This is a genomic window from Streptomyces sp. NPDC048269 (assembly GCF_040652395.1).
In the GTDB taxonomy this organism is placed as follows: Bacteria; Actinomycetota; Actinomycetes; order Streptomycetales; family Streptomycetaceae; genus Streptomyces.
Genome location: NZ_JBEZLW010000010.1, coordinates 88090 through 108311, shown reverse-complemented (window position 1 = coordinate 108311; position 20222 = coordinate 88090). Strand labels below are relative to the sequence as shown.

Here is a 20222-nt window from a genome sequence, read left to right as displayed (position 1 = left end):
GAGCTACCGTGTCCCAATACGACGATGTCTGGCTGGTCATACCGGCCTATAACGAGGGCCAGGTGATCGCCGACGTGGTGGAGGGGGCCCGCAAGACGTTCCCCAACATCGTCGTCGTCGACGACGGCAGCACGGACGACTCGGCCAAGCACATCGCGACGACCGGCGCCCACCTGGTGCGCCACCCCGTCAACCTCGGCCAGGGCGCGGCGCTGCAGACCGGTCTCACCTACGCGCTCGCCCAGCCCGGCGCACAGTACTTCGCCACCTTCGACGCCGACGGCCAGCACCAGACCAAGGACGTGGAGACGATGGTCGCGGTGCTGCGCGGCGGCGAGGCCGACGTCGTGCTCGGCTCCCGCTTCATCGAGCAGAACGGCCAGGTGCCGTGGATCAAGCAGGTGGTGCTGCGTACGGCCGCCGCGGTCAGCCCCACCGCCCGCAAGCTCAAGCTCACGGACTCGCACAACGGCCTGCGCGTGCTGAGCCGCAAGGCCGCCGAGCAGCTGAACATCACCATGAACGGCATGGCCCACGCATCCGAGCTCGTCGGTTTCCTGGCCGGCTCCGGACTGCGGGTCACCGAGGTTCCGGTGGACATCCTCTACACCGATTACTCACGCGCCAAGGGTCAGTCCCTGATCAACGGCGTCAACATCCTTTTTGACATTTCGCTGCGGGAGCGTGGGCGTCGATGAAGTACTTCTGGATCCAGCTGCTGCTGATCCTCGGTTCGGTGTCCATGGCACTGATGTTCATCCGGACCTGGAGCCAGGCCAAGAACCGGGCCTGGAAGCGCATAGCCTTCTCGGTGTTCGTCGTCGTCAACGTGTACGCGGTGCTCCGCCCGACGGACGTCACCTGGGTCGCCCAGCAGCTCGGCGTCGGCCGAGGCACCGACCTGGTGCTCTACGTGATGGTGCTCGCGATGGGCTTCCTCACCCTCAACACCTTCCTGCGCTTCCGGTCGCTGGAGAAGAAGATCACCGACCTGGCGCGGACGGTGGCCATCAACGAGGGCCTCCGGCACAACGACGAGCGCCTCGGCCCGGACGCGCCCGCCGCACCGGCGGCCGCCGGCGCCGATGTTGCGGATGCCGATGCCGATGCCGACTCCGATTCCGTGAAGGCCTGACGCTCCATGGCGACGTTCGACTTCATGCTCCCCTACTACGGGGACGTGCAGCTGATGCAGGACGCGGTGCGCAGCGTCCTGGCCCAGACGGACCCGGACTTCCGGCTCGTCGTCATCGATGACGGCAAAGAGCCGGACGTACCCGGCTGGTTCGAGCAGCTCGATGACGAGCGGGTCCACTACACCCGCAACGAGCGGAACCTCGGCATCACCAAGAACTTCCAGAAGTGCGTGGAGCGCTCCGAGGCCGACTACGTGGTCATCATGGGCTGCGACGACCTCCTGCACCCGCACTACCTGGAGACCGTCCGCTCGATCATCGGCGCCCACCCGGGCGTCGGCATGGTCCAGCCCGGCGTCGAGGTCATCGACGGCGAAGGCCGCGTGATGCAGGGCGGCCTCGCGGACAACACCAAGAAGCGGCTGTACGCGCCGCAGGTGAAGGGCCGCCGGCTGATGGCCGGCGAGGAGCTGGCCGCCAGCGTGCTGCGCGGCAACTGGCTGTACTTCCCCTCCATCGCCTGGCGCGGCGAGGCACTGCGCAAGGTGAACTTCCGCGACGACTACTCGGTGATCCAGGACCTGGCCCTGGTGGTCGACCTGCTGGAGGGCGGCGAGGAGATGGTGATCGACAACTCGGCCACGGTCTTCCAGTACCGCCGGCACGCCGTCAGCGAGTCGTCGGTGCAGGCCTTCTCGGGCACCCGCTTCACCGAGGCCGCGCGGTACTTCGCCGCGGTCGCCGCCCGCATGGACGCCCGCGGCTGGCCCAAGGCGGCCCGCGCGGCCCGCTTCCACAGCGCATCCCGCCTGCACGCGCTCACCATGCTCCCCGGCGCCCTGCGCCGCGGGCAGCGGGAGGGCGCCCGCACCCTGGCGAAGCACGCCTTCACCTCCGGCCAGAACTGAGCCGATCCGCACACCACGAAACGGACTGAGATGACACACCTGGCCCCCGAGGCGGTCGGACAGGCCGGCTCGGAGCACCACTCCTCCGGGAAAGCGGAAGGCGAAAGCCTCTCGTCCGTTTCGCGGAACCGTGCGTGGCTGTCCCGGCGCTGGGTGCTCCCGCTGGCCGAGGTCGTGGTCAGTCTCGTGGCGGCCCTCGGCTACACGCTGCTGTGCACGCGCATCGGCGTCAATCCGCTCAACCGCATCGGCCAGGTCAGCGGCCTCGCCAAGATGCAGCAGTACGCGGCCCTGCTCGGGCTGCCGCTGCTCGCTCTCCTCCTCTACACCGCCTACCGCGGCCGGCCGTGGCGCCACCAGCTGGTCAAGCGCCTGGTCTGCGCGGCGCTGGCCGGTCTGGCCACCGGCGTGGTGGCGGGCGGCGTGATCGTCGCGCTGCGCGGGACGCCCCATCCGCTCGGCGGCCAGGAGGGCGACCCGAGCGTCCTGGTGGAGATGGCCAACTCGTTCCTGTCGGGCGAGGGCATGTCGGGCATCTACCCTCCCGCGTTCCCCGCGCTGATGGCCCTCTGGGCGAAGGTCCGTTACGACGGCCTCGGCCAGGCGGGCTTCGCCCTGCACGACATGCAGATCTTCTTCAGCGCCCTGTTCGGCCCGATGGCCTACCTGGCGTGGCGACTGCTGCTCCGCCCGTTCTGGGCCCTGCTGATCGCCGTCCCGGCTGCGGTGCTCTTCCTCGACCCGATCCGCCCGTACAGCCACGTGGTGATGGTCGTGCTGCTGCCGCTCCTCGGCTACTGCCTGCTGCAGCTGCGCAAGGCGGGCAGCAGTTCCCTGAAGTCCCTGGTGCTGCGCGGCACCGCACTCGGCCTGATCTTCGGCGTGCTCTTCCTCTGGTACTCGGGCTGGTACGTCTGGGCCGCTCCCGGTGCGGCTCTGCTCTTCCTCTTCCTCTTCCCGTGGCGGGCCGGCGCCCCCACGGTGAAGCGGGCCGCCGCGTTCGTCGCGGCCGTCCTGGTCACGGCCGGAGTGATCGGCGCCCCGCTGCTGTACCAGATGGTGCGGCTCGGCGCGCAGACCCCGGACCGTTACGCCTACCTCGGCGTGTACGTGGACCCGGGGTACGTCCTGGGCTGGACCTCCGACCGGACGGGAACCCTCACCTACCAGGACTGGCCGGTCTCCGGCGAGATGGCGGGCCAGAGCGGCTTCGCGCTGCTGCTGCTCTTCGGTGTGGGCCTCGGAGTCGGCCTGGGCCTGCGGAACATCATGGTCCGCACCGCGGCGGCGGTCCTGGCGGGTGCCTGGCTGGCCCGCTTCTGGTTCGCGTCGAACATGGCGCACGACAAGGCGGTGCAGCTCTTCCCCCGGACCACGTGGATCATCATGTACTGCCTGATGATCCTGGCCGTGCTGGGAATGATGATGGCCGTTCAGCGGGGTTCCGGCTGGGCCGAGCGCACCCTGCGCCCGGCCGGCGCCGACCCGGCGGCACGGGTCGTCCCGCGCCGGGCGGTGCGCCAGCTCTCGGCCGGCATGGTGTGCGCGGTCGCCCTGTTCGCCACGATGGGGGCGTCCTGGTCGGCCAACCGCTACATGCCGGCGCCCGAGTCGGACAACACCATGGGCCTCGACGCCTGGCGTGCGCACGTGATCAAGAAGCCGAACGGACAGTGCCCGCGCTACTCGCCGGTCAAGAACTGCGACGACCTCGACGTGAAGCTCTGGAAGCAGTTCAAGGACGACGGCGAGATCTGGTGCGCGAACATCGTGGCCAAGGACTGGCCCGCCGTCTGCGGCCGCAAGGCGCCCTTCAAGGACAAGTCGGTGGAATAGCGCACCCGTACGAACGCGGCTGAATCGGATATTGGCGTCCCACCCCGATCGGCTGTCACCGGCAGCCAGTAGTATCCCGGTCAACCAGTGCTGTCACCTGGTGTGTTCGCCAAAGGGGTTGGGGACAACTTGAAGATAGGGCGTGTGCGCGGTACTGCTCTTGCAGCCGCGCTCGGGGTCGTCGCAGTACTCGGATTCCAGGGGGCGGCCAACGGTTTCGGCACGGACTCCCTGGATGACAACGCAGGGGCACGCTACCGCGCTTCGGGCAAGGCGAACGGCCCCGTCGCGGGCAAGGTGCACAAGCTCGCGCTGAAGTCGCAGGGGGCCGGCAAGGCCGTCCTCTCACAGCAGGACACCAAGCCCTTCGGCCTCCTGGGTGTCTCCTGGACGGATCCGGCCGCCGAGGTGAAGGGGACCATCGAGGCCCGTACCCGGGACGCGGAGACCGGTGAGTGGTCCAAGTGGATCACCCTGGAAGCGGTCAAGGCGGGCCTCGACGGCAAGCGCCCGGGGCTCCGTGGCGCGACCGAGCCCGTCTGGGTCGGCCCGTCCGACGGCGCCGAGGTGCGCGTGGGCGGCAACGCCGCCGCGCTCCCCGCCGGCCTGGAGCTCAACCTCGTGGACCCGGGCGCCGCCCCGGCCGGCAAGAAGAAGGACGCCAACCTGGGCGCCGCCCCGGTGGCCTTCGCCCTCCCGACGGCGGACGGCGACCCGCCCACCACGCCGCCGACGACCCCCGGGCCCGCCTCCACGGCGCCGAAGCCCGACGTGGTCTCGCGCGTCGCGTGGGGTGCGGACGAGAGCCTGAACAACGAGGGCCCGATATACCTCCCCGGGGGCAAGGTCAGGGCGGTCTTCGTCCACCACACGGCGGCCACCGCGCCGTACGAGTGCTCCGAGTCCGCGGCCATCGTCCGCAGCCTGCACGTCTACCACGTGCAGTCCAACGGCTGGCGCGACCTCGGCTACAACTTCCTGGTCGACAAGTGCGGCACGGTCTTCGAGGGCCGTCAGGGCGGCGCCGACCAGCCCGTCTACGGCGCGCACACCTACGGCTGGAACGCCGAGTCGGCGGGCATCGCCGTCCTGGGCGACTACACGACCGCCGGGGCCTCGGCCGCCGCCCTCGAATCCATCTCGAAGATCGCCGGGTACAAGCTGGGCCAGTACGACGGCGACATGAACGGCACGACGACGCTGACCGCGGGCGACACGCAGAAGAACTTCTTCGGCACCGAGTTCACCAAGGGCCAGACGTACACGTTCAAGACGCTGTCGGGTCACCGGGACGGCTTCAACACCCAGTGCCCGGGCAACTCGCTCTACCCGCAGCTGGACACCATCCGTAAGTCCGGCCCCGCGGCGAAGCTGAACATCACCTCCGTGAACGGGGTGGCGCCCAAGCCGGGTACCCCGATCGAGACCCCCGGTCCGGTGTCGCTCAGCTGGGAGACCAGCACGGCGAGCGCCCTGGTGACCAAGTTCGAGCTGCTGGTCGACGGCAAGCCGGTCGCGAACACCGCGGGCACCGCCCGTACGGCGTCCACGACGCTGGCCCTCGGCAGCCACCAGCTCCAGATCGAGGCGACCACCACGAACGGCAAGGTGGCCACCAGCCTCCCGGTCACCGTCGTGGCGGAGGTCAAGGACGTCAAGTTCGTCCCGGTCACCCCCACGCGCCTGATGGACACACGGGTGGGCCAGGGCGTCCCGCAGGCGAAGGTGGCCGGCGGCACCTCGGTCACCCTGCCGGTGGCGGGCAACAGCGGGATCCCCGCGAGCGGCGTGACCGCCGTCGTACTGAACGTGACGGCGACGAACCCGACGCAGCCGAGCTTCGTGTCGGTGTACCCGAACGGAACGACCCGCTCCAGCGCGTCGAACCTGAACTTCACCCCGGGCCAGACGATCCCCAACCTGGTGGTCGTCCCGGTCGTGGACGGGAAGGTCAGCTTCTACAACAACCAGGGCACCGTCGACCTGATCGCGGACGTCACCGGCTACTTCACGTCGAGCGGTGCGGGCGCCACCCACACCAACTACGGCCCGACGCGCCTGATGGACACCCGCGAGGGCCTGGGCGTCGCGAAGGCGAAGGTCGCCGGGGGCACCTCGGTCACCCTCCCGGTCGCCGGCGTCGGTGAGATCCCGGCCACCGGGGTCAAGGCGGTCGTGCTGAACGTGACGGCGACGAACCCGACGGAGCCGAGCTTCGTGTCGGTGTACCCGAGCGGTACGACCCGTACGAGCGCGTCGAACCTGAACTTCACCCCGGGCCAGACGATCCCCAACCTGGTGGTCGTCCCGGTGGTGGACGGGAAGGTCAGCTTCTACAACAACCAGGGCACCGTCGACCTGATCGCGGACGTCACCGGCTACTTCTCGGACAGCACCGCGGGCTCGACGCACACCAACATCGGCCCGAAGCGGCTGATGGACACCCGTGAGGGCCTGGGCGTCCCGCAGGCGAAGGTCGCCGGCGGCACCTCGGTCACCCTGCCGGTGGCGGGCATCGAGGGGATCCCGGCCACCGGGGTCAAGGCGGTCGTGCTGAACGTGACGGCGACGAACCCGACGGAGCCGAGCTTCGTCTCGGTCTTCCCGAGCGGTACGACGCGTACGAGCGCGTCGAACCTGAACTTCACCCCCGGTCTCACGATCCCGAACCTGGTGATCGTTCCGGTGGTGGACGGGAAGGTCAGCTTCTACAACAACCAGGGCACCGTGGACCTGATCGCGGACATCACCGGGTATTTCAGCAAGTGATGTAGCACGCATATCCACAGGTGAGAGGCTCCGCGCCGGATGGTGCGGGGCCTCTTTGCCGTTACCAGGGGTGGGCATGAGGAACAACGACAACGACAACGTCAACGACAGACCGGGCGTCTCCGACGAGGAGTGGGCCCGGTTCATGGAGCAAGCCGCCGCGGGGGCCGGGGACGCCCCGAGGGAACCGTCCGCGCGGGCGCGGATGGTCACCGAGCGGCTGCGGAACCAGCCGGAACCGCCGGGTTGGCGCACCGCCCCCGTACGGCGGGAGAGGGTGGTCGGGCGGCGGCTCAAGGCCGCCGCGGCCATCGTCTTCATCGCCGGCATCGCGCTGATCGCCGTACGCCCCGAGCTGCTGATCGACCGGGTCACGGGCAGGGCGGAGGCCCGGCGCGACGCCGCGACCGCGCCGCCCCTGGCCGCGGAATCGGTACGCCCGACCGCCCCGCCGCCGTCGGTGGACCCCGACCGGGCGACCCTGAAGGAACCCTTCCGCGGCTCCCCGGCCGCCCAGTGGGCCGATGGCGCCGCCGGCATCGAGGTCCCGCAGGCCACGGCCGTGGGCGGACTGAGCCAGGCGCAGGTCGCCGAGGGACTGGGCAAGGCGAAGCAGTTCCTGGTGCTGGCCAATCTGGACCCGGCGACGCTGCGCGGGGAGCGGCCCGCGGCCGCGCTGGACATGATCGACCCGGGCCAGAAGCAGGTGGTGGACCTCCTGGAGCAGGCGCTGGCCCGCCCGGCGAAGGACTCGGACCCGCTCCAGTTCTTCACCCGCGCCGATCCCGCGCGGGTCCGGCTCGCCGGTGACGTCGTGAAGGTCCGGGGCCGGATGACGGTCGAGCCGGGGGAGCAGGACGGCCAGGTCAACGTCCTCGTCGACTACACGTTCGTCTACCCGCTGATCCAGGCGAGGGCCGGGGCGGACGAGGTCAGCCGCACCATCGTGCGGCGCCAGATGGAGTTCACCTTCGCCGACCCGCGCAAGTGGCGGATCAAGGCCGGCGCGATGCAGATCGGCCCGTACCGGTACGACATCGTGAACTCGGAATGCTTCGTGTACGACGGCTACCTGCACCCGATCTTCAGCGACAGCCCGACCGGTGTGACGCCGTCGGGGACGCCGCAGGACCCGTACGACCGGAGCAAGGACATCGAGCAGGGCGGTCAGGAGGGCTGCGGGGTCGCGTCCCGCGTCTGACCGGGGGAGACGCCCCGCCGGGCGATACGGGTGCGGCAGTTTGACCACTCAGCGTGGCGGGGTATTCTCTTCGGCCCGATTAGCCAGGTACGTGCCTCGTATGGCAGACTACTCAAGTTGCTCGGTTGAGTGCCGATGTTGCACGCCTCCCGCCGGGAGGACCGGAAGCGAGTCCCACAGTACTCGTCGTCCTTAATCTGCCTTTCGGGGCAGCAATGGGGACGGACGTACGGGAATCTTCTGGGAAGTGTCAGCACGGTGCCCACCAGGCGCTCGGTGGGTGTTTCTCCCCCGAAACGCGGTCTCAGGGACCGCACCCCCTTGGACGAGGGAATTTCCGTATGGGAATTTTCTGTAGAGGGAGTGCGACACGCCCGACCGCGTGGGTCGGAGGAGAGGCCGCGGGATCCGTTCCGCAGCCGATCGAGGGCCAGAGCGTTCCACATACAGACAGGACTACGGAGTAGCCATGGCGGGACAGAAGATCCGCATCCGGCTCAAGGCCTACGACCACGAGGTCATCGACTCCTCGGCGAAGAAGATCGTCGAGACGGTGACCCGCACTGGTGCGTCGGTCGCGGGCCCGGTGCCGCTGCCCACTGAGAAGAACGTGTACTGCGTCATCAAGTCGCCGCACAAGTACAAGGACTCGCGCGAGCACTTCGAGATGCGCACGCACAAGCGCCTGATCGACATCCTCGACCCGACCCCCAAGACCGTTGACTCGCTGATGCGCCTGGACCTTCCGGCCGGCGTTGACATCGAGATCAAGCTCTGAGAGGCGTCGAGAAGATGGCAAAGCAGATCAAGGGCGTCCTGGGCGAGAAGCTCGGCATGACCCAGGTCTGGGACGAGAACAACCGTGTCGTCCCGGTGACCGTGGTCAAGGCCGGACCCTGCGTCGTTACCCAGGTCCGTACGAACGACATCGACGGCTACGAGTCGGTCCAGATCGCCTTCGGCGAGATCGACCCGCGCAAGGTGAACAAGCCCCTCAAGGGCCACTTCGCCAAGGCCGACGTGACCCCCCGCCGCCACCTGGTGGAGCTCCGCACCTCCGACGCCAGCGAGTACACGCTCGGCCAGGAGATCACTGCTGAGGTGTTCGAGTCCGGCGTCAAGGTTGACGTCACGGGCAACAGCAAGGGCAAGGGCTTCGCCGGTGTCATGAAGCGGCACAACTTCCGGGGCCTCGGCGCCGGTCACGGTGTGCAGCGCAAGCACCGCTCCCCCGGTTCGATCGGTGGCTGCGCCACCCCTGGGCGTGTCTTCAAGGGCATGCGCATGGCCGGTCGCATGGGTAACGAGCGTGTCACCACCCAGAACCTGACCATCCACGCGGTTGACGCGGAGAAGGGTCTGCTCCTTATCAAGGGTGCGGTCCCCGGTCCGAACGGCGGCCTCGTCCTGGTCCGTACCGCGGCCAAGGGGGCTTGAGGTAATGAGCACCATTGACATCCTTTCGCCGGCAGGCGACAAGGCCGGTACCGTCGAGCTCCCCGCGGAGATCTTCGACGCGAAGACCAGCGTTCCGCTGATCCACCAGGTCGTTGTCGCTCAGCTGGCTGCTGCCCGTCAGGGCACGCACAAGACCAAGCGTCGTGGCGAAGTCCGTGGTGGTGGCCGCAAGCCGTACCGCCAGAAGGGCACCGGCCGCGCTCGCCAGGGTTCGACCCGCGCTCCGCAGTTCGTCGGCGGTGGCGTCGTCCACGGCCCGCAGCCGCGTGACTACTCCCAGCGGACCCCGAAGAAGATGAAGGCCGCCGCGCTCCGCGGTGCCCTCTCGGACCGTGCGCGTCACTCCCGCATCCACGTCGTCACCGGCGTGGTCGAGGGTGCCGCCTCCACGAAGGCCGCCAAGACGCTGTTCGGCAAGATCTCGGAGCGCAAGAACGTGCTCCTGGTCGTCGAGCGCGCCGACGAGGCCGCGTGGCTGTCCGCCCGCAACCTGCCCCAGGTTCACATCCTGGAGCCGGGCCAGCTGAACACGTACGACGTGATCGTCTCTGACGACGTGGTCTTCACCCAGGCCGCTTTCGAGTCCTTCGTGTCTGGCCCCAAGGCCGATGAGACCGAAGGGAGCGACGCCTGATGTCTGAGGCGACCGTTACCAGCAAGACCTTCACTGACCCGCGCGACCTGCTGATCAAGCCGGTTGTCTCGGAGAAGAGCTACGCGCTGCTGGACGAGAACAAGTACACGTTCATCGTCGCGCCCGGCGCCAACAAGACCCAGATCAAGCAGGCCGTGGAAGCGGTCTTCTCGGTCAAGGTCACCGGGGTCAACACGATCAACCGTCAGGGTAAGCGCAAGCGCACCAAGACCGGTTTCGGCAAGCGTGCGAACACCAAGCGCGCCATCGTGACCCTTGCCGAGGGCAACCGTATCGACATCTTCGGCGGCCAGGCCTCCTAACGGAGGTCTAGTCGTCCGGAATCGGACGAGGACTGAGAAATGGGTATCCGCAAGTACAAGCCGACGACCCCGGGCCGTCGTGGCTCCAGCGTCGCCGACTTTGTCGAGATCACGCGGTCCACGCCGGAGAAGTCGCTGGTTCGCCCCCTGCACAGCAAGGGCGGCCGTAACAACACCGGTCGGATCACCGTTCGCCACCAGGGTGGTGGACACAAGCGCGCCTACCGCGTGATCGACTTCCGTCGTCACGACAAGGACGGCGTGCCGGCCAAGGTCGCGCACATCGAGTACGACCCCAACCGCACCGCGCGCATCGCGCTCCTGCACTACGCGGACGGCGAGAAGCGCTACATCATCGCGCCGAAGGCTCTGAAGCAGGGCGACCGGATTGAGAACGGCCCCACGGCCGACATCAAGCCCGGCAACAACCTGGCCCTCCGTAACATCCCGGTCGGTACCACGATCCACGCGATCGAGCTCCGTCCCGGTGGTGGCGCCAAGTTCGCCCGTTCCGCGGGTGCCTCCGTGCAGCTGCTGGCGAAGGAGGGCACGATGGCCCACCTTCGTATGCCTTCCGGTGAGATCCGCCTGGTCGACGCGCGCTGCCGCGCCACCGTCGGCGAGGTCGGCAACGCCGAGCAGTCGAACATCAACTGGGGCAAGGCCGGCCGCATGCGCTGGAAGGGCGTTCGCCCGTCCGTCCGCGGTGTCGCGATGAACCCGGTTGACCACCCGCACGGTGGTGGTGAGGGCAAGACCAGTGGTGGTCGCCACCCGGTCTCCCCGTGGGGTCAGAAGGAGGGTCGTACTCGCTCGCCGAAGAAGGCTTCGAGCAAGTACATCGTCCGCCGCCGCAAGACGAACAAGAAGCGCTAGGAGCGGGTTTAGATGCCGCGCAGTCTCAAGAAGGGGCCCTTCGTCGACGACCACCTCGTAAAGAAGGTGGACGTCCAGAACGAAGCCGGCACCAAGAACGTCATCAAGACCTGGTCCCGTCGCTCGATGATCATCCCCAGCATGCTGGGTCACACCATCGCGGTGCACAACGGCAAGACCCACGTCCCGGTGTTCGTCACCGAGTCGATGGTCGGCCACAAGCTCGGCGAGTTCTCGCCGACTCGCACCTTCCGCGGCCACGTCAAGGACGACCGGAAGTCGAAGCGCCGCTAAAGGCGGGGTGGTTACGACTATGACTTACACCGAAGGGACAACCATGGAAGCCAGGGCCCAGGCGCGGTACATCCGCGTCACGCCCATGAAGGCCCGCCGAGTGGTGGACCTTATCCGTGGCATGGATGCCACGGAGGCTCAGGCGGTCCTGCGTTTCGCCCCGCAGGCCGCGAGCGTGCCGGTTGGCAAGGTGCTGGACAGCGCCATTGCCAATGCCGCACACAACTACAACCACCCGGACGCCTCCACGCTGGTCATCAGCGAGGCGTTCGTGGACGAGGGCCCGACCCTGAAGCGGTTCCGTCCGCGTGCGCAGGGCCGTGCCTACCGGATCCGCAAGCGGACCAGCCACATCACCGTGGTCGTCAGCAGCAAGGAAGGTTCCCGGTAATGGGCCAGAAGGTAAACCCGCACGGGTTCCGGCTCGGCATCACCACCGACTTCAAGTCGCGTTGGTACGCCGACAAGCTGTACAAGGACTACGTCAAGGAAGACGTCGCCATCCGTCGGATGATGACGTCCGGCATGGAGCGCGCCGGCATCTCGAAGGTTGAGATCGAGCGCACCCGTGACCGCGTGCGTGTGGACATCCACACCGCTCGTCCGGGCATCGTCATCGGCCGCCGTGGCGCCGAGGCCGACCGCATCCGCGGTGACCTCGAGAAGCTCACGGGCAAGCAGGTCCAGCTGAACATCCTCGAGGTCAAGAACCCCGAGGTCGACGCTCAGCTGGTTGCCCAGGCCGTTGCCGAGCAGCTCTCCTCCCGCGTCTCCTTCCGTCGTGCCATGCGTAAGAGCATGCAGGGCACGATGAAGGCCGGCGCCAAGGGCATCAAGATCCAGTGTGGCGGCCGTCTCGGCGGCGCCGAGATGTCCCGCTCCGAGTTCTACCGCGAGGGTCGTGTGCCGCTGCACACGCTGCGCGCGAACGTGGACTACGGCTTCTTCGAGGCCAAGACCACCTTCGGCCGTATCGGTGTGAAGGTCTGGATCTACAAGGGCGACGTCAAGAACATCGCCGAGGTTCGCGCCGAGAACGCTGCGGCCCGTGCGGGTAACCGCCCGGCCCGTGGCGCGCAGGGCGCAGGCGACCGTCCCGCCGGCCGTGGTGGCCGTGGTGGCGAGCGCGGCGGCCGTGGTGGCCGCAAGCCGCAGCAGGCTGCTGGTGCCGAGGCCCCCAAGGCCGACGCTCCCGCCGCCGCTCCGGCCGAGAGCACCGGAACGGAGGCCTGACCGACATGCTGATCCCTCGTAGGGTCAAGCACCGCAAGCAGCACCACCCCAAGCGCAGCGGTATGGCGAAGGGTGGCACTGAGGTCACGTTCGGTGAGTACGGCATCCAGGCGCTGACCCCGGCGTACGTGACGAACCGCCAGATCGAGGCGGCTCGTATCGCGATGACCCGCCACATCAAGCGTGGCGGCAAGGTCTGGATCAACATCTACCCGGACCGCCCGCTGACGAAGAAGCCGGCCGAGACCCGCATGGGTTCCGGTAAGGGTTCTCCCGAGTGGTGGATCGCCAACGTGCACCCGGGTCGGGTCATGTTCGAGCTGTCCTACCCGAACGAGAAGATTGCTCGTGAGGCGCTCACCCGCGCTGCTCACAAGCTTCCGATGAAGTGCCGGATTGTTCGGCGCGAGGCAGGTGAGTCGTGATGGCGACGGGAACCAAGGCGTCCGAGCTGCGTGAGCTCGGCAACGAGGAGCTCGTTGGCAAGCTGCGCGAGGCCAAGGAGGAGCTGTTCAAGCTCCGCTTCCAGGCGGCCACGGGTCAGCTGGAGAACAACGGCCGGCTCAAGTCCGTCCGTAAGGACATCGCTCGCATCTACACCCTGATGCACGAGCGTGAGCTCGGTATCGAGACGGTGGAGAGCGCCTGATGAGCGAGAACAACGTGACTGAGAAGACCGAGCGCGGTTTCCGCAAGACCCGTGAGGGTCTGGTCGTCAGCGACAAGATGGACAAGACCGTCGTCGTCGCCGTCGAGGACCGCGTCAAGCACGCCCTGTACGGCAAGGTCATCCGCCGTACGAACAAGCTCAAGGCTCACGACGAGCAGAACGCTGCCGGTGTCGGCGACCGCGTCCTCATCATGGAGACGCGTCCGCTGTCGGCGAGCAAGCGCTGGCGCATCGTCGAGATCCTCGAGAAGGCCAAGTAATTCGTCCGGGGGGTTTCCCCCGGATTCGTTCCGCCAGGCTCGGTGGGGGCCTCGCTCCTCGGAGTGAAGCCCCCGCCGGGAACCGGCAGACAAACAGGAGATACACGTGATCCAGCAGGAGTCGCGACTGCGTATCGCCGACAACACTGGTGCAAAGGAGATCCTTTGCATCCGTGTTCTCGGTGGTTCCGGTCGCCGCTACGCGGGCATCGGTGACGTCATCGTCGCCACCGTCAAGGACGCGATCCCCGGTGGCAACGTGAAGAAGGGTGACGTCGTCAAGGCGGTCATCGTTCGCACCGTCAAGGAGCGTCGCCGCCAGGACGGCTCGTACATCCGCTTCGACGAGAACGCCGCCGTCATTCTGAAGAACGACGGCGACCCTCGCGGCACCCGTATCTTCGGCCCGGTGGGCCGTGAGCTGCGCGAGAAGAAGTTCATGAAGATCATCTCGCTCGCGCCGGAGGTGCTGTAAGCATGAAGATCAAGAAGGGCGACCTGGTTCAGGTCATCACCGGTAAGGACAAGGGCAAGCAGGGCAAGGTCATCGTCGCCTTCCCCGCTGAGAACCGCGTCCTCGTCGAGGGTGTCAACCGGGTCAAGAAGCACACCAAGGCCGGCCAGACCGCTGGTGGCTCGCAGACCGGTGGCATCGTGATCACCGAGGCGCCGATCCACGTCAGCAACGTTCAGCTGGTTGTGGAGAAGGACGGCCAGAAGGTCGTTACCCGCGTCGGTTTCCGCTTCGACGACGAGGGCAACAAGATCCGCGTTGCCAAGCGGACGGGTGAGGACATCTGATGGCTACCACTCCGCGTCTCAAGACGAAGTACCGCGAGGACATCGCGGGCAAGCTGCGTGAGGAGTTCTCCTACGAGAACGTCATGCAGATCCCCGGCCTCGTGAAGATCGTGGTCAACATGGGTGTGGGCGACGCCGCCCGCGACTCCAAGCTGATCGACGGCGCCATCAAGGACCTGACGACGATCACCGGTCAGAAGCCGGCCGTCACGAAGGCCCGCAAGTCCATCGCGCAGTTCAAGCTGCGTGAGGGTCAGCCGATCGGCTGCCACGTCACCCTCCGCGGTGACCGCATGTGGGAGTTCCTGGACCGTACGCTGTCGCTCGCGCTGCCGCGTATCCGTGACTTCCGTGGTCTGTCGCCGAAGCAGTTCGACGGCCGTGGCAACTACACCTTCGGTCTCACGGAGCAGGTCATGTTCCACGAGATCGACCAGGACAAGATCGACCGTACCCGGGGTATGGACATCACCGTGGTCACCACGGCGACCAACGACGACGAGGGCCGCGCCCTCCTTCGTCACCTCGGCTTCCCCTTCAAGGAGGCGTAAGCGAGATGGCGAAGAAGGCTCTCATCGCGAAGGCTGCCCGCAAGCCCAAGTTCGGTGTGCGTGCGTACACCCGCTGCCAGCGCTGCGGTCGCCCCCACTCCGTGTACCGCAAGTTCGGCCTGTGCCGCGTCTGCCTTCGTGAGATGGCTCACCGTGGCGAGCTGCCGGGCGTGACCAAGAGCTCCTGGTAATTCCCTCTCGTCCGTAAGGACTTGGGAACTTCCAGGCACTCTCGGTAAGCATCTGGACGGCGGCCGTCCGGCCCCGCATGCCTTAGGCTTGTGTGGTTGGGCGTCCGCCGCCCATAACGACTTACTACGCCGTAGGTCCCCGCACCGCACCCGTCCCGCCACTGAGTGGGGAGAGGGATGGCGCATACAGGAAACCCCGGCGAGAGAGGCCGAAGGCCACTTCATGACCATGACTGACCCGATCGCAGACATGCTCACGCGTCTGCGTAACGCTAACTCGGCGTACCACGACACCGTCGTGATGCCGCACAGCAAGATCAAGTCGCACATCGCGGAGATCCTCAAGCAGGAGGGTTTCATCACCGGCTGGAAGGTCGAGGACGCCGAGGTCGGCAAGAACCTCGTCCTCGAGCTGAAGTTCGGGCCGAACCGTGAGCGCTCCATCGCGGGCATCAAGCGGATCTCGAAGCCCGGTCTGCGCGTGTACGCGAAGTCCACCAACCTGCCGAAGGTCCTCGGCGGCCTGGGCGTGGCGATCATCTCCACGTCCCACGGTCTCCTGACCGGTCAGCAGGCAGGCAAGAAGGGCGTAGGTGGGGAAGTCCTCGCCTACGTCTGGTAGTCGGGAACGGAGGAAAAGCAATGTCGCGAATCGGCAAGCTCCCCATCCAGGTTCCCGCCGGTGTGGACGTCACCATCGATGGCCAGACGGTCGCGGTGAAGGGCCCCAAGGGTTCCCTCGCGCACACCGTTAAGGCGCCCATCGCAGTCGTCAAGGACGAGGACGGCGTTCTGAACGTCACCCGCCCGAACGACGAGCGTCAGAACAAGGCCCTGCACGGCCTGTCCCGCACGCTGGTGGCGAACATGATCACCGGTGTGACCACGGGATACGTCAAGGCTCTCGAGATCAGCGGTGTCGGTTACCGCGTGGCCGCGAAGGGCTCCAACCTGGAGTTCCAGCTCGGCTACAGCCACCCGATCCTGGTGGAGGCGCCCGAGGGCATCTCCTTCAAGGTCGAGTCGCCGACCAAGTTCTCGGTCGAGGGCATCGACAAGCAGAAGGTCGGCGAGGTCGCCGCCAACATCCGCAAGCTGCGGAAGCCCGACCCGTACAAGGCCAAGGGTGTCAAGTACGCCGGCGAAGTCATCCGCCGCAAGGTCGGAAAGGCTGGTAAGTAGCCATGGCATACGGTGTGAAGATCGCCAAGGGCGACGCGTACAAGCGCGCTGCCAAGGCTCGCCGCCACATCCGCATCCGCAAGAACGTCTCGGGTACGGCGGAGCGTCCGCGCCTCGTCGTGACGCGTTCCAACCGCAACATCGTTGCTCAGGTCATCGACGACCTCCAGGGTCACACCCTGGCGTCCGCGTCGACCCTGGACGTTTCGATCCGCGGTGGCGAAGGCGACAAGAGCGCCCAGGCCCAGGCTGTCGGCGCGCTCGTCGCCGAGCGTGCCAAGGCTGCGGGTGTCGAGACCGTCGTGTTCGACCGCGGTGGCAACCGATACGCCGGGCGCATTGCCGCTCTGGCTGACGCCGCCCGCGAAGCCGGGCTGAAGTTCTAAGCCCCGGTTCCGGGACTCACGGACGTAACAGAGAGAGGTAATCCAATGGCTGGACCCCAGCGCCGCGGAAGCGGTGCCGGTGGCGGCGAGCGGCGGGACCGGAAGGGTCGCGACGGTGGCCCTGCCGCCGAGAAGACCGCTTACGTTGAGCGCGTTGTCGCGATCAACCGCGTCGCCAAGGTTGTCAAGGGTGGTCGCCGCTTCAGCTTCACCGCGCTGGTCGTGGTGGGCGACGGTGACGGCACTGTAGGTGTCGGTTACGGCAAGGCCAAGGAAGTTCCCGCGGCCATCGCCAAGGGTGTCGAGGAAGCCAAGAAGAACTTCTTCAAGGTTCCGCGCATCCAGGGCACCATCCCTCACCCGATCACGGGCGAGCGTGCTGCGGGCGTCGTGCTGCTGAAGCCGGCTTCCCCCGGTACCGGTGTTATCGCCGGTGGCCCGGTGCGCGCCGTTCTGGAGTGCGCCGGCGTTCACGACATCCTGTCGAAGTCGCTCGGCTCGTCCAACGCGATCAACATCGTGCACGCGACCGTGGCGGCCCTCAAGGGCCTGCAGCGTCCCGAGGAGATCGCGGCTCGCCGTGGTCTGCCCCTCGAGGACGTCGCTCCCGCGGCCCTGCTTCGTGCACGTGCCGGGGCGGGTGCTGCGTAATGGCTCGCCTCAAGATCACGCAGACGAAGTCGTACATCGGCAGCAAGCAGAACCACCGCGACACTCTGCGTTCGCTCGGGCTCAAGCGCCTGAACGACGTGGTCGTCAAGGAGGACCGCCCCGAGTTCCGCGGAATGGTTCACACCGTCCGCCACCTCGTGACGGTTGAGGAGGTTGACTAACATGGCTGAGAACAGCCCGCTGAAGGCCCACAACCTCCGTCCCGCCCCCGGCGCCAAGACCGCGAAGACCCGTGTCGGTCGTGGTGAGGCGTCGAAGGGTAAGACGGCCGGTCGTGGTACGAAGGGCCAGAAGGCCCGCTACCAGATCCCGCAGCGCTTCGAGGGTGGGCAGATGCCCCTCCACATGCGCCTGCCGAAGCTCAAGGGCTTCAAGAACCCGTTCCGCACCGAGTTCCAGGTCGTCAACCTGGACAAGCTCGGCGCTCTCTACCCCGAGGGTGGAGAGGTCACGGTGGCCGACCTGGTCGCCAAGGGCGCGGTGCGCAAGAACAGCCTCGTCAAGGTCCTGGGCCAGGGCGAGCTCTCCGTGGCGCTGCAGGTTTCGGTTGACGCCGTCTCCGCCTCCGCCAAGGAGAAGATTGCCGCTGCCGGCGGCACGGTCACCGAGCTCGTCTAAGACGAATCAAGTGACTAAATAGCTCGAAACCCGACCGGGGATGCCTCACATATGGGGCATCCCCGGTCGGTCGTTCCACGGGAGGCACACTCGCCGGTAAGGTGGCGTGCACCTTTGCTTTGTCGTATTCGTCGATCCCTCAGACCGTCACCTCTGACGCAGTAGCGCGGGGGTCGCAGGAGGCACCGTGCTCACCGCGTTCGCCCGGGCGTTCAAGACGCCCGACCTGCGCAAGAAGCTGCTCTTCACGCTCGGCATCATCGTGCTGTACCGGCTCGGGTCCCACATCCCGGTACCCGGCGTGAGCTACAAGAACGTTCAGATCTGTGTCGACCAGGCAGGCAGCAGCAACGGGCTGTTCGGCCTCGTCAACATGTTCAGCGGCGGCGCGCTGCTGCAGATCACGATCTTTGCGCTCGGCATCATGCCGTACATCACGGCGAGCATCATTCTGCAGCTGCTGACCGTGGTCATCCCGAAGCTGGAGAACCTCAAAAAAGAGGGACAGTCCGGCACGGCGAAGATCACTCAGTACACGCGCTATCTGACGGTCGCACTCGCGATCCTGCAGGGCACCGGCCTCGTCGCCACCGCCCGCACTGGTGCCCTGTTCCAGGGCTGCCAGGTCGCCAGCCAGATCGTTCCGGACCGGTCGATCTTCACCACGATCGTCATGGTGGTCACCATGACCGCCGGTACCTGCGTCGTCATGTGGCTCGGTGAGCTCGTGACCGACCGCGGCATCGGCAACGGCATGTCGATCCTCATGTTCATCTCGATCGCCGCCGGCTTCATCGGCGCCCTCTGGCAGATCAAGCTCCAGGGCAAGATCGCCGACGGCTGGGTCGAGTTCGGTGTCGTCATCCTCGTCGGCCTCGCGATGGTCGCCCTGGTGGTCTTCGTCGAGCAGGCTCAGCGCCGGATCCCGGTCCAGTACGCGAAGCGCATGATCGGCCGCCGTGCTTACGGCGGTACCTCGACGTACATCCCGCTCAAGGTGAACCAGGCGGGTGTCATCCCCGTCATCTTCGCCTCGTCGCTGCTGTACATCCCGGCGCTGATCGTCCAGTTCAGCGGCTCCACCGCCGGCTGGGCCACCTGGATCCAGAAGCACTTCGTCAAGGGCGACCACCCGTACTACATCGCGACCTACTTCCTCTTGATCGTCTTCTTCGCGTTCTTCTACGTGGCGATTTCGTTCAACCCCGAGGAAGTTGCAGACAACATGAAGAAGTATGGTGGGTTCATCCCGGGTATTCGTGCCGGTCGACCTACCGCCGAGTACTTGAGCTACGTGCTCAACCGGATCACTTGGCCGGGGTCGCTGTACCTGGGTCTCATCGCTCTTGTGCCGACGATGGCGTTGGCGGGCTTCGGAGCGAACCAGAACTTCCCGTTCGGCGGGACGAGCATCCTGATCATCGTGGGTGTGGGTCTGGAAACCGTGAAGCAGATCGAGAGCCAGCTCCAGCAGCGTAATTACGAAGGGTTCCTCCGCTGATGCGAATCGTCCTCGTTGGACCGCCCGGTGCGGGCAAGGGAACGCAGGCCGCGTTCCTTGCCAAGAACCTGTCGATCCCGCACATCTCCACGGGCGACCTGTTCCGGGCCAACATCAGCCAGAACACCGAGCTCGGCTTGCGCGCCAAGGCGTTCATGGATGCCGGTGACCTCGTCCCCGACGAGATCACCATCGGCATGGCCAAGGACCGCATGGAGCAGCCCGACGCGGTGAACGGCTTCCTGCTCGACGGCTTCCCGCGCAACGTCTCCCAGGCCGAGGCGCTCGACGAGATGCTCCAGGCCGCGGGCATGAAGCTCGACGCCGTCCTCGACCTGGAGGTCGAGGAGGACGAGGTCGTCAAGCGGATCGCCGGGCGCCGTATCTGCCGGAACGACTCCGCGCACGTCTTCCACGTCACGTACGCCCCGCCGAAGACCGCAGGTGTCTGCGACACCTGCGGCGGCGAGCTGTACCAGCGCGGTGACGACTCGGAGGACACGGTCCGCAACCGGCTGGAGGTCTACCACACGCAGACCGAGCCGATCATCGACTACTACAAGGCCCAGGGCCTGCTCGTGACCATCCCCGCCCTCGGTGAGGTCGCGGACGTCACGAAGCGCGCGATGGAAGCGCTGCAGAAGTAGTCACCCCTTGTTGTGCAGGTACGGCCGCGGTGTCCCCAGGGCATCGCGGCCGTCTGCGTGACGCGGGTTCGTGGT

At 66.9% G+C, this 20222-nt stretch carries 29 protein-coding genes; all 29 read left to right on the top strand.

The genetic code is table 11. The annotated features are described in order from the left end of the window. Window positions 1-8: 8 nt before the first annotated feature. A complete protein-coding gene (locus AB0D48_RS14255; protein WP_362395196.1) occupies window positions 9-698 on the top strand; it encodes a glycosyltransferase family 2 protein in 690 nt (229 codons plus the stop codon). Further along, the gene (locus tag AB0D48_RS14250; RefSeq protein ID WP_362395193.1) at window positions 695-1135 is read left to right on the top strand and encodes a DUF2304 domain-containing protein; all 441 of its coding nucleotides are present in this window, start codon (window positions 695-697) and stop codon (window positions 1133-1135) included. Before AB0D48_RS14255 ends, AB0D48_RS14250 begins: the two co-directional genes overlap by 4 nt. 6 nt (window positions 1136-1141) lie before the next feature. Next, window positions 1142-2044 carry a glycosyltransferase family 2 protein gene (locus AB0D48_RS14245; RefSeq protein ID WP_362395190.1) on the top strand — a complete coding sequence of 301 codons (903 nt, stop codon included), beginning with the start codon at window positions 1142-1144 and terminating at the stop codon, window positions 2042-2044. 30 nt (window positions 2045-2074) lie between these two features. Beyond that, window positions 2075-3880, top strand: coding sequence for a hypothetical protein (locus AB0D48_RS14240; protein WP_362395187.1), 1806 nt, complete (start codon window positions 2075-2077; stop codon window positions 3878-3880). Between the two features lie 144 nt (window positions 3881-4024). Beyond that, window positions 4025-6649, top strand: a complete 2625-nt coding sequence (locus AB0D48_RS14235) for an N-acetylmuramoyl-L-alanine amidase (protein ID WP_362395184.1) — start codon at window positions 4025-4027, stop codon at window positions 6647-6649. Between the two features lie 76 nt (window positions 6650-6725). Beyond that, on the top strand, window positions 6726-7850 hold the full coding sequence (locus AB0D48_RS14230) for a hypothetical protein (RefSeq protein WP_362395181.1): 1125 nt from the start codon (window positions 6726-6728) through the stop codon (window positions 7848-7850). Between the two features lie 469 nt (window positions 7851-8319). Continuing rightward, on the top strand, window positions 8320-8628 hold the full coding sequence (rpsJ, locus tag AB0D48_RS14225; RefSeq protein ID WP_003948644.1) for a 30S ribosomal protein S10: 309 nt from the start codon (window positions 8320-8322) through the stop codon (window positions 8626-8628). A gap of 14 nt (window positions 8629-8642) precedes the next feature. Further along, window positions 8643-9287: a 50S ribosomal protein L3 gene (rplC, locus tag AB0D48_RS14220; RefSeq protein ID WP_007265899.1), complete on the top strand. Its 645-nt coding sequence runs from the start codon at window positions 8643-8645 to the stop codon at window positions 9285-9287. A gap of 4 nt (window positions 9288-9291) precedes the next feature. After that, a complete protein-coding gene (gene rplD, locus AB0D48_RS14215; RefSeq protein WP_327254486.1) occupies window positions 9292-9942 on the top strand; it encodes a 50S ribosomal protein L4 in 651 nt (216 codons plus the stop codon). After that, the gene (rplW, locus tag AB0D48_RS14210) at window positions 9942-10265 is read left to right on the top strand and encodes a 50S ribosomal protein L23 (protein WP_007265901.1); all 324 of its coding nucleotides are present in this window, start codon (window positions 9942-9944) and stop codon (window positions 10263-10265) included. Before rplD ends, rplW begins: the two co-directional genes overlap by 1 nt. A gap of 39 nt (window positions 10266-10304) precedes the next feature. Continuing rightward, a complete protein-coding gene (gene rplB / locus AB0D48_RS14205) occupies window positions 10305-11141 on the top strand; it encodes a 50S ribosomal protein L2 (protein ID WP_008739715.1) in 837 nt (278 codons plus the stop codon). Window positions 11142-11153: 12 nt separating this feature from the next. Next, window positions 11154-11435, top strand: a complete 282-nt coding sequence (gene rpsS, locus AB0D48_RS14200) for a 30S ribosomal protein S19 (RefSeq protein ID WP_008739713.1) — start codon at window positions 11154-11156, stop codon at window positions 11433-11435. Between the two features lie 43 nt (window positions 11436-11478). Next, window positions 11479-11826, top strand: coding sequence for a 50S ribosomal protein L22 (rplV, locus tag AB0D48_RS14195; RefSeq protein ID WP_037792011.1), 348 nt, complete (start codon window positions 11479-11481; stop codon window positions 11824-11826). Then, on the top strand, window positions 11826-12668 hold the full coding sequence (rpsC, locus tag AB0D48_RS14190; RefSeq protein WP_069921523.1) for a 30S ribosomal protein S3: 843 nt from the start codon (window positions 11826-11828) through the stop codon (window positions 12666-12668). The genes rplV and rpsC overlap by 1 nt, the downstream gene beginning before the upstream one ends. A gap of 5 nt (window positions 12669-12673) precedes the next feature. Next, entirely contained in the window at window positions 12674-13093 is a 420-nt protein-coding gene (gene rplP, locus AB0D48_RS14185) for a 50S ribosomal protein L16 (RefSeq protein WP_008739704.1), read from the top strand. Then, window positions 13093-13317: a 50S ribosomal protein L29 gene (gene rpmC, locus AB0D48_RS14180; RefSeq protein WP_008739703.1), complete on the top strand. Its 225-nt coding sequence runs from the start codon at window positions 13093-13095 to the stop codon at window positions 13315-13317. Before rplP ends, rpmC begins: the two co-directional genes overlap by 1 nt. Continuing rightward, entirely contained in the window at window positions 13317-13598 is a 282-nt protein-coding gene (gene rpsQ, locus AB0D48_RS14175; protein ID WP_030008467.1) for a 30S ribosomal protein S17, read from the top strand. Before rpmC ends, rpsQ begins: the two co-directional genes overlap by 1 nt. A gap of 106 nt (window positions 13599-13704) precedes the next feature. Next, complete coding sequence (rplN, locus tag AB0D48_RS14170; protein ID WP_008739701.1) at window positions 13705-14073, top strand: 50S ribosomal protein L14; 369 nt, start codon at window positions 13705-13707, stop codon at window positions 14071-14073. Window positions 14074-14075: 2 nt separating this feature from the next. Beyond that, on the top strand, window positions 14076-14399 hold the full coding sequence (gene rplX, locus AB0D48_RS14165; RefSeq protein ID WP_073912889.1) for a 50S ribosomal protein L24: 324 nt from the start codon (window positions 14076-14078) through the stop codon (window positions 14397-14399). After that, window positions 14399-14950, top strand: coding sequence for a 50S ribosomal protein L5 (gene rplE, locus AB0D48_RS14160; RefSeq protein WP_030388859.1), 552 nt, complete (start codon window positions 14399-14401; stop codon window positions 14948-14950). Before rplX ends, rplE begins: the two co-directional genes overlap by 1 nt. A 5-nt stretch (window positions 14951-14955) precedes the next feature. Further along, entirely contained in the window at window positions 14956-15141 is a 186-nt protein-coding gene (locus AB0D48_RS14155; RefSeq protein ID WP_003956452.1) for a type Z 30S ribosomal protein S14, read from the top strand. 223 nt (window positions 15142-15364) lie between these two features. Next, the gene (gene rpsH, locus AB0D48_RS14150; protein ID WP_007265911.1) at window positions 15365-15763 is read left to right on the top strand and encodes a 30S ribosomal protein S8; all 399 of its coding nucleotides are present in this window, start codon (window positions 15365-15367) and stop codon (window positions 15761-15763) included. Window positions 15764-15783: 20 nt separating this feature from the next. Beyond that, a complete protein-coding gene (gene rplF, locus AB0D48_RS14145) occupies window positions 15784-16323 on the top strand; it encodes a 50S ribosomal protein L6 (protein ID WP_362395173.1) in 540 nt (179 codons plus the stop codon). Window positions 16324-16325: 2 nt separating this feature from the next. Further along, window positions 16326-16709, top strand: coding sequence for a 50S ribosomal protein L18 (gene rplR, locus AB0D48_RS14140; RefSeq protein ID WP_362395171.1), 384 nt, complete (start codon window positions 16326-16328; stop codon window positions 16707-16709). A gap of 45 nt (window positions 16710-16754) precedes the next feature. Continuing rightward, window positions 16755-17360 carry a 30S ribosomal protein S5 gene (rpsE, locus tag AB0D48_RS14135; protein WP_030298218.1) on the top strand — a complete coding sequence of 202 codons (606 nt, stop codon included), beginning with the start codon at window positions 16755-16757 and terminating at the stop codon, window positions 17358-17360. Continuing rightward, complete coding sequence (gene rpmD / locus AB0D48_RS14130) at window positions 17360-17542, top strand: 50S ribosomal protein L30 (RefSeq protein ID WP_005313525.1); 183 nt, start codon at window positions 17360-17362, stop codon at window positions 17540-17542. The genes rpsE and rpmD overlap by 1 nt, the downstream gene beginning before the upstream one ends. Before the next feature lies 1 nt (window position 17543). Then, window positions 17544-17999 (top strand): 50S ribosomal protein L15, encoded by a 456-nt coding sequence (gene rplO, locus AB0D48_RS14125; protein WP_008739693.1) that lies wholly within the window; start codon window positions 17544-17546, stop codon window positions 17997-17999. A 187-nt stretch (window positions 18000-18186) separates the two neighbouring features. Then, complete coding sequence (gene secY, locus AB0D48_RS14120) at window positions 18187-19500, top strand: preprotein translocase subunit SecY (protein ID WP_362395166.1); 1314 nt, start codon at window positions 18187-18189, stop codon at window positions 19498-19500. Beyond that, window positions 19500-20147, top strand: a complete 648-nt coding sequence (locus tag AB0D48_RS14115) for an adenylate kinase (RefSeq protein WP_362395163.1) — start codon at window positions 19500-19502, stop codon at window positions 20145-20147. The genes secY and AB0D48_RS14115 overlap by 1 nt, the downstream gene beginning before the upstream one ends. Window positions 20148-20222 lie beyond the last annotated feature (75 nt).

Bases quoted from the DNA above. Each gene is read 5' to 3' on its own strand.
- rplW (WP_007265901.1), top strand. From the start codon at position 9,942: ATGTCTGAGGCGACCGTTACCAGCAAGACCTTCACTGACCCGCGCGAC.
- rpsE (WP_030298218.1), top strand. From the start codon at position 16,755: ATGGCTGGACCCCAGCGCCGCGGAAGCGGTGCCGGTGGCGGCGAGCGG.
- rplP (WP_008739704.1), top strand. From the start codon at position 12,674: ATGCTGATCCCTCGTAGGGTCAAGCACCGCAAGCAGCACCACCCCAAG.
- rplD (WP_327254486.1), top strand. From the start codon at position 9,292: ATGAGCACCATTGACATCCTTTCGCCGGCAGGCGACAAGGCCGGTACC.
- rpsQ (WP_030008467.1), top strand. From the start codon at position 13,317: ATGAGCGAGAACAACGTGACTGAGAAGACCGAGCGCGGTTTCCGCAAG.
- AB0D48_RS14245 (WP_362395190.1), top strand. From the start codon at position 1,142: ATGGCGACGTTCGACTTCATGCTCCCCTACTACGGGGACGTGCAGCTG.
- rpsC (WP_069921523.1), top strand. From the start codon at position 11,826: ATGGGCCAGAAGGTAAACCCGCACGGGTTCCGGCTCGGCATCACCACC.
- rpmC (WP_008739703.1), top strand. From the start codon at position 13,093: ATGGCGACGGGAACCAAGGCGTCCGAGCTGCGTGAGCTCGGCAACGAG.
- rplV (WP_037792011.1), top strand. From the start codon at position 11,479: ATGGAAGCCAGGGCCCAGGCGCGGTACATCCGCGTCACGCCCATGAAG.
- rpsJ (WP_003948644.1), top strand. From the start codon at position 8,320: ATGGCGGGACAGAAGATCCGCATCCGGCTCAAGGCCTACGACCACGAG.
- rplC (WP_007265899.1), top strand. From the start codon at position 8,643: ATGGCAAAGCAGATCAAGGGCGTCCTGGGCGAGAAGCTCGGCATGACC.
- AB0D48_RS14155 (WP_003956452.1), top strand. From the start codon at position 14,956: ATGGCGAAGAAGGCTCTCATCGCGAAGGCTGCCCGCAAGCCCAAGTTC.
- rpsH (WP_007265911.1), top strand. From the start codon at position 15,365: ATGACCATGACTGACCCGATCGCAGACATGCTCACGCGTCTGCGTAAC.
- rplO (WP_008739693.1), top strand. From the start codon at position 17,544: ATGGCTGAGAACAGCCCGCTGAAGGCCCACAACCTCCGTCCCGCCCCC.
- rplR (WP_362395171.1), top strand. From the start codon at position 16,326: ATGGCATACGGTGTGAAGATCGCCAAGGGCGACGCGTACAAGCGCGCT.
- rplX (WP_073912889.1), top strand. From the start codon at position 14,076: ATGAAGATCAAGAAGGGCGACCTGGTTCAGGTCATCACCGGTAAGGAC.
- AB0D48_RS14230 (WP_362395181.1), top strand. From the start codon at position 6,726: ATGAGGAACAACGACAACGACAACGTCAACGACAGACCGGGCGTCTCC.
- AB0D48_RS14240 (WP_362395187.1), top strand. From the start codon at position 2,075: ATGACACACCTGGCCCCCGAGGCGGTCGGACAGGCCGGCTCGGAGCAC.
- rpmD (WP_005313525.1), top strand. From the start codon at position 17,360: ATGGCTCGCCTCAAGATCACGCAGACGAAGTCGTACATCGGCAGCAAG.
- rplF (WP_362395173.1), top strand. From the start codon at position 15,784: ATGTCGCGAATCGGCAAGCTCCCCATCCAGGTTCCCGCCGGTGTGGAC.
- rplB (WP_008739715.1), top strand. From the start codon at position 10,305: ATGGGTATCCGCAAGTACAAGCCGACGACCCCGGGCCGTCGTGGCTCC.
- rplE (WP_030388859.1), top strand. From the start codon at position 14,399: ATGGCTACCACTCCGCGTCTCAAGACGAAGTACCGCGAGGACATCGCG.
- AB0D48_RS14115 (WP_362395163.1), top strand. From the start codon at position 19,500: ATGCGAATCGTCCTCGTTGGACCGCCCGGTGCGGGCAAGGGAACGCAG.
- rpsS (WP_008739713.1), top strand. From the start codon at position 11,154: ATGCCGCGCAGTCTCAAGAAGGGGCCCTTCGTCGACGACCACCTCGTA.
- AB0D48_RS14250 (WP_362395193.1), top strand. From the start codon at position 695: ATGAAGTACTTCTGGATCCAGCTGCTGCTGATCCTCGGTTCGGTGTCC.